Raw genomic sequence first — 6,662 nt, forward strand, 5'->3', positions numbered from 1 at the left:
TTACGGTATCGCGTTGCTGTCAATCTCATCCGCTGACGATCAACACGCCATTCCGCAAAACCACCGGAACCGCATCCAAGCCGCACTCAGCGCCATCGACGGCATCGCCCGTGTCGATCGCGAAACGCGCGCCATGGACAGTGCAAAGCAGTTTCGTTCCATCCGCCGATAAAAGCTGGCCGCCATGATAATCCAGCGGCAGATACTGGTGCGGACAGGCGTTAACGTAAGCGCGAAAGTCCTCGCCCCAGCGCATGACGAGCATCGGGAAAATGCCGTTCTTCGTCTGTAGCGACAGGGACAGCACTCCGTCGATTTCGGCAGCGTCGCAGATCCGCGTGCCGACAGTCGGGGCAGAGGAATAATCGGTCCACGCCATGGGAATTCCGTTGAAATGCCCCCCGCAATCTGCGGGGAGGCGATTACTTATTTCACAGCGGCAAGAACACCACGGCGGACCTGATCTTCCTCGATCGACTCGAAAAGGGCACGGAAATTGCCCTCGCCGAAGCCGTCATCGCCCTTGCGCTGGATGAATTCGAAAAAGATCGGGCCAATCACTGTCTTCGAGAAAATCTGCAGCAGGATGCGGGTCTCGCCGCCGCCGACAACGCCTTCGCCGTCGATCAGGATGCCGTGCTTTTTCATGCGGTCGAGCGGTTCGTCATGGTCTTTCACTCGACGATGCGACATCTCGTAATAGGTGTCGGGCGGACCGGGCATGAAGTCCATTCCAGCCGCTTTGATCCGGTCCGTGCCTGAATAAATGTCGTTCGAGGCAATGGCGATATGCTGGATTCCCTCGCCCTTGTATTCCCTGAGATATTCCTCGATTTGGCTGTGATCGTCGGTGGATTCGTTGATCGGGATGCGGATCTTGCCGTCGGGCGAGGTCAGCGCGCGGCTGACCAGTCCCGTCTGTTTGCCTTTGATGTCGAAATACTTGATCTCGCGGAAATTGAACGTGTCGTGGTAGAACTTGTACCAAGTGTCCATATTGCCACGAATGACGTTATGGGTCAGGTGGTCGAGATAGAAGAAGCCGAAGCCTTCGGGTTTCGGATTGGCTTCGCCGAGCCAGTCGTAATAGGCGTCATAGGCACTGCCTTCCGCACCGTATTTGTCGATGAAGTAAAGCAGCGAGCCGCCGATGCCATAGACGGCGGGGGCCTCGATCGACTTGCCGCTGCCGGTATATTCGGTCGCGCCCAGATCCAGCGCGCGTTTCAGGGCGACCTGCGCATTGACCACGCGCCAGGCCATTGCAGGGGCGCAGGGGCCGTGCTTAGCCACGAACTCCGCTGCGTGGCTGTCGGCTTCGGCATTCAGCAGGTAGTTGATGTCACCCTGACGGTAAAGGGTGATGTCCTTTGTCTTGTGCTTGGCGACCGGCACGAAGCCCATCTGCCGAAAGATCATGTCCAGTTTTTCCGGTTGCGGATGGGCGTATTCGACGAACTCGAAACCATCCGTTCCGGCAGGGTTTGCCGCGCTGATGGTCGCCTTGGGTGCGTCATGCGGGAATGGACCCATGATCTTCTCCTTCTGGATGCGTTCCTTGCTTTAGCAACGATATTGCCATTCCCGTCTTGCGCGATGCTTGCAAATCACGCCCCGTATCCGCTATTTTCGCATGAAGCACGCGCGTATCGACGATTGGATGCACGTTATGGAACTAGACCTGTTCGACATTGCGATTCTTTCGGCATTGCAGCGCGATGGATCGGCCACGAACGCCGCATTGGCCGAGGTAGTGAACCTATCGGCCTCGCAATGCTCGCGCAGGCGGGCGGCACTGGAGCAGGCGGGGATCATCGAAGGATATACCGCTCGCCTGAGCGCATCGAAGCTGGGTTACGGCATGCGGGCGATCATCCGCGTCAACCTGTCGAGCCACGGTCAGGGCAAAGAGGGGGATTTCGCGCGTTTCGTCGCCAGCCAGCCGCAGATCCGCTCGGCATTCTCGGTTTCGGGTGATGCGGATTATGTGCTGGATGTGCGTGTCCGCGATCTCGAAGCCTTTGCGGATTTCGTGCACGGGCATCTTCTGCCGCATCCTCAGGTGTCGCAGGTGCGGTCCGAGATCGTGCTGAGAACCCTCAAGGACGAACGCGGCATCGCGCCCGTGGGGACCGAGCCGCAATAGATTGACCCAAGTTCACTTTACGCCGGGCGTGCCGTCGAACTTCTTCTCAAGATGTTGCCAGACCTCGATATATTCCTGCTGCATCGGGGCTTCATTCGCCGCGAATTCGGTCAGGTGCTGAGGGAAACGCGTCTCGAACATGAAAGACATGGTGTTGTCGAGCTTTTCCGGCTTCAACTCGGCATTGCTCGCGCCCTCGAAGGCGTTGCGGTCGGGGCCATGCGGCAGCATGCAATTGTGCAGGCTGATGCCCCCCGGCGCAAAGCCTTGCGGCTTGGCGTCATACTGGCCGTAAATATTGCCCATCAGCTCGGACATGATGTTCTTGTGATACCATGGCGGGCGGAAACTATGCTCTGCCACCAACCAGCGCTCTCGGAACAGAACGAAGTCGATATTCGCCGTCCCCTCCTGTCCCGATGGCGCGGTCAGCACAGTGAAAATCGACGGATCGGGGTGGTCGAACAGGATCGCGCCGACCGGGGAATAGGTCCGTAGATCGTATTTATAGGCGCAATAATTGCCATGCCATGCGACGATATCCAGCGGGCTATGGCCGATCCATGTCTCGTGGAACTGGCCGCACCATTTGATCACCACACGCGAGCGCGTCTCGCGGTCCTCGAAGGCCGCGACCGGAGATTTGAAGTCGCGCGGATTGGCAAGGCAGTTCGCGCCGATGGGGCCACGGTTCGGCAGATCGAATTTCTGGCCGTAATTCTCGCAGACAAAGCCACGGCAGGGCCCCTCCAGTACCTCGACACGATAGACCAGACCGCGCGGGATGATGGCGATTTCCTTGGGCTCAAGGTCGATAATCCCAAGCTCAGTACAGAAGCGCAAACGGCCCTGCTGCGGCACGACCAAAAGCTCACTATCTGCAGAGAAGAAATATTCGTCCTGCATGGATTGCGCGACCAGATAGACATGGCTGGCCATTCCGACCTGAATGTTCACATCGCCCGCTGTGGTGATCGTGCGCATTCCGGTGATCCATGTCAGATCCTCGTCGGGAACCGGAACGGGGTCCCAACGATATTGGCCAAGGCTTGTCACGTTTGGCAGGATGTTCGGTGCAGTTTTCCAATAGGGCACTTCGATCGGCGCGAACCGTCCCGTGTGATGCACCGAAGGGCGGATGCGATAGCACCATGTCCGCTCGTTCTGGCCACGCGGCGCGGTAAAGGCCGTGCCGGAAAGCTGTTCGGCATATAGGCCGTAATTGCATTTCTGGGGGCTGTTCTGGCCCTGTGGCAGCGCGTCCGGCAGCGCCTCGGTTTCGAAGTCGTTGCCAAAGCCCGGCATGTAACCCTTGTGCGTGCCCTGCTTGGCCGTCGCGCGAACCATGCCTGCGGGAAACTGCTGGTGCGTCATCGGGTGCCTCCAAGGAACTCATACCGTTGCATATGCAACGAATGTGCGCTCAAGCCTTTGGCAAGTCAATGCTTGTGCAACGGTCTGATTTGGTGTCCTTGATCGGAAAACCGACCGGAGCCCGCCCGTGACTTTCAAGCTGGACGAATTCCTGCCATATCGCCTGAGCGTTGCAGCCGCGCAGATCAGCCGAAGGTTCGCGTCGATCTATGCCGCCGAGGCGGGGTTGACGATTCCCGAGTGGCGGGTGCTTGCGCATCTTGCACAATCCGCCGAGGTCAGCGTCCGCGATATTCAGGCCCGCGTGAATCTGGACAAGTCGATGGTCAGCCGCGCAGCCACGCAATTGGAGGAGGAAGGCTATGTCAGCAAATCAGGCCATGGAACCGACCGCCGCCTGATCGTTTTGCAACTGACGCCCAAAGGCATTGCGCTGATGCAGCGCCTTGCCCCGCTGGCCGAGCAGTTCCAGCAGCAGATCCTAACGGAACTCGGCCCCGATGCAGAAGCGCTTGCGCGGGCTTTGGACAGGCTGGCGCAAAAGAATGCGTGACAGGCTCGATCAGGACGACCCGCGCGAGGCGCAATCCGTTGCAGATGTCGTCGAGCGCCAATAATCCCACAGAATGACGATTATGGTCTGGCGGGCAGAATCGTTCCGGTGCAGGGGCCGAAACCGATACGATATCCTTGGCCCTGAGCATGGGCAAACAGCGATACCTCGTCGCCATCCTGAATGAAGGTCCGTTCCTCGCCATTCACCAGCACCGGATTCCTGCCGCCTTGCGTCATCTCCAGAAGCGCGCCGGTCTGGCTAATATAAGGTCCCGAGATCGTGCCCGATCCCAGAAGATCGCCCACCCGCATCGGGCAACCAGATGCCGTGTGATGCGCTAGTTGCTGTGCGCTGGAGTAATACATCACATTGTAATTCGTCCGCGCCATCTGCTGTCCGTTCATGGCCCAGCCGACAGTCAGGTCATAAAATCCGGCGCGCGTTTCGGCCAGATAAGGCAGCAACGCATTTACCCGCTTAGCGCCCGAGGTTCTGAACGGCTCCAATGCGGCCTGTGTCACGATCCAAGGGCTGATCGTCGTGCCAAGCGCCTTGGACTGGAATGGACCGAGGGGTTGGTATTCCCATGCCTGCACATCGCGGGCCGACCAGTCGTTCAAAAGGACATAGCCAAAGATCATGGCCTCGGCTTCCTCGACGCTGACGCGCTGCCCCATCACGCTGTCCGCACCGATGACCGCGCCTAGTTCCAGTTCAAGATCAAGGCGGTGGCAGGCGCTCCATTCCGGTCCGTTTTCTCCCCTGACCTGTCCCATTGGCCGACGGATCGGCGTGCCGGAAACCACCACTGACGAGGCCCTTCCGTTATATCCGATCGGCATATGGGTCCATTGAGCAGGCAGCGCGTTTTCCGGGCCGCGAAACAGAGCCCCGACATTGAAGGCATGATGCTTCGAGGCGTAGAAGTCGGTAAACTCGGTGACGCGGATCGGCAGGTGTAGCGTGGCATCGGCCATCGCCACCAGCGGCAACTCGCCTTCCGCACCTTCGACCAGCAATCCGGTCAAACGGGCACGGATACGATCCCAGACCGGCCGACCGAGCGCCATGAACTCGTTGAGTTGCGGCTGTGAGAACGTGCCCGCCGCGTCGATCAGCCCCTGCGCTTCGCAAGCAGCAAGATCAAGGATCATATCGCCGATCGCCACCCCACAACGCAGCGCGCCGCCCGCAGTCGAGAAGACCCCGTAAGGCAGGTTCTGGATCGGAAAATCGCAATCCACTCGGTTTGCGGCCGCAATACGGCTGCGCGCTATAGCGACCACTCGATCAACCTCCCACAGTCAGTTCGGGCAGATATGTCGTTACGTCGCCATCGCTAGCACATTTCGTTACGCTTGCAACGAATTGCGTGTGGATTTCCGAACCGCGTTACGCGACGCGTTAAATCGCCGCCAGTAGACATGCTACGTTGGAGCGGTGCTGTTCTCCGGTCAGTCCCCAGATCCGGGGTGGAGAACCCCATGCCGACAGGGGCTTTGCCATCGGCGATTTTGTCAGGGCGTTATATGCGGAACGTGTCCACCAGTTGATCCAGCTTGCAGCGAAGGCCTTTTTCGTGTCCTGCGTCAATTCGGGCGCGACTATCTTGATGCCCAAGGCCGAGCCAATTGCCTCTGCAGCCTTCTGTGGGTCGAAGATATACGGCTCGTCGTTGTCACGACCCAATATGAATTTCTGGTACTGCTCCGGAAGCTGGAGCAAAGGATAATGCTTTTCGTTTCCAAGCATGTCGTCGATCAACAGATAATTCGGGTTCACCTTCCGGAAATCCAACTGAATACTTTTCTTTTTACCCATCGTGAAAAGCAGAGAGTGAAGCTGAGATCCCTCCAATCCAATAACCGTCTTATGTTCCGAGACGATTTTTACCTGATCAGAGAAGCTAAGCTTCTCCGGTTGAACAACGCGAATGCCAGCCTTCTTCAGTCCGGCTTCCAGCTCCTTTTCACCATATGCGTATCTTCTGGTTTCAGGAGTTGCGGATCTGGACAAATAAAGAGGGGTGTCAATACTGTTATGCTGGTCTGATTCCATAATGTCAGCAGACAGCTTGCGAAGCCATTTCCAGTAATTTTCGTTGAATGACTTGCGAATTACAAATCCTGATTGCGGTACGATAATTTCGTCGAACGAGCAGGCTTGCTCGACGATTTCGATTTCAGGGGCGTTCTCTGGGATGATGGTTTTTATTACTCCATCCCTGAGTTGCCCCGGCACGACACCGCCCATGACAAATATAATTTTGTCAACGTTGCCGCATTGATCAAGCGCCCATAATCGCGCCAAAGATTCTGTTATAAAGTGCCCGTAGTGATTGAAATAATATCCCGCAAACAAGACCCTTTCGGATCTGTGCGGCAGGTTGCTCAGATCTCCGCCGCGGGTGGGAACGAACATTCCCTCACTTCCACGACGAAGCGCTGATTCCTCAATAGGAGATATGGGCGAAAGTTGGTGATGCCTGATCAGGCGGCGGCTTGAAGTTGGCGGAGACCGTCGCGGAACTCAACCCCTTGGATGATTTCCGGCAGGCGGTTCTGGCCATCGAGTTTGCGCCATTTC

Annotated in this window: 7 protein-coding genes; 2 read left to right on the top strand and 5 right to left on the bottom strand. The window is 57.5% G+C overall.

Features of this window, described 5'->3' with window-relative positions; translation table 11 throughout:
- Window positions 1-25 precede the first annotated feature (25 nt).
- Entirely contained in the window at window positions 26-379 is a 354-nt protein-coding gene (locus tag GL286_RS20595; protein ID WP_155097452.1) for a Rieske (2Fe-2S) protein, read from the bottom strand.
- A 47-nt stretch (window positions 380-426) separates the two neighbouring features.
- A complete protein-coding gene (gene hppD, locus GL286_RS20600; protein WP_155097453.1) occupies window positions 427-1,533 on the bottom strand; it encodes a 4-hydroxyphenylpyruvate dioxygenase in 1,107 nt (368 codons plus the stop codon).
- A 136-nt stretch (window positions 1,534-1,669) separates the two neighbouring features.
- On the opposite strand from hppD, the gene GL286_RS20605 reads away from it, so the two are divergent.
- Window positions 1,670-2,146, top strand: coding sequence for an Lrp/AsnC family transcriptional regulator (locus tag GL286_RS20605; protein WP_246185046.1), 477 nt, complete (start codon window positions 1,670-1,672; stop codon window positions 2,144-2,146).
- A 12-nt stretch (window positions 2,147-2,158) separates the two neighbouring features.
- Here GL286_RS20605 and hmgA read toward each other — a convergent pair whose 3' ends face one another.
- Window positions 2,159-3,520 (bottom strand): homogentisate 1,2-dioxygenase, encoded by a 1,362-nt coding sequence (gene hmgA, locus GL286_RS20610; protein WP_155097454.1) that lies wholly within the window; start codon window positions 3,518-3,520, stop codon window positions 2,159-2,161.
- 127 nt (window positions 3,521-3,647) lie between these two features.
- Here hmgA and GL286_RS20615 point away from each other — a divergent pair, with 127 nt between their 5' ends.
- Entirely contained in the window at window positions 3,648-4,073 is a 426-nt protein-coding gene (locus GL286_RS20615; protein ID WP_170295334.1) for a MarR family transcriptional regulator, read from the top strand.
- Between the two features lie 80 nt (window positions 4,074-4,153).
- Here GL286_RS20615 and fahA read toward each other — a convergent pair whose 3' ends face one another.
- Window positions 4,154-5,320, bottom strand: coding sequence for a fumarylacetoacetase (gene fahA, locus GL286_RS20620; RefSeq protein WP_343038953.1), 1,167 nt, complete (start codon window positions 5,318-5,320; stop codon window positions 4,154-4,156).
- A 160-nt stretch (window positions 5,321-5,480) separates the two neighbouring features.
- A complete protein-coding gene (locus tag GL286_RS20625; protein ID WP_155097456.1) occupies window positions 5,481-6,497 on the bottom strand; it encodes a glycosyltransferase family 61 protein in 1,017 nt (338 codons plus the stop codon).
- Between the last annotated feature and the right edge of the window lie 165 nt (window positions 6,498-6,662).

The organism is Paracoccus aestuariivivens (assembly GCF_009711225.1).
Taxonomy (GTDB): domain Bacteria; phylum Pseudomonadota; class Alphaproteobacteria; order Rhodobacterales; family Rhodobacteraceae; genus Paracoccus; species Paracoccus aestuariivivens.

Excerpts from the sequence above, each read along its gene's own strand:
- GL286_RS20605 (WP_246185046.1), top strand. The coding sequence starts at position 1,670 with ATGGAACTAGACCTGTTCGACATTGCGATTCTTTCGGCATTGCAGCGC.
- GL286_RS20595 (WP_155097452.1), bottom strand. The coding sequence starts at position 379 with ATGGCGTGGACCGATTATTCCTCTGCCCCGACTGTCGGCACGCGGATC.
- hmgA (WP_155097454.1), bottom strand. The coding sequence starts at position 3,520 with ATGACGCACCAGCAGTTTCCCGCAGGCATGGTTCGCGCGACGGCCAAG.
- GL286_RS20625 (WP_155097456.1), bottom strand. The coding sequence starts at position 6,497 with ATGTTCGTTCCCACCCGCGGCGGAGATCTGAGCAACCTGCCGCACAGA.
- hppD (WP_155097453.1), bottom strand. The coding sequence starts at position 1,533 with ATGGGTCCATTCCCGCATGACGCACCCAAGGCGACCATCAGCGCGGCA.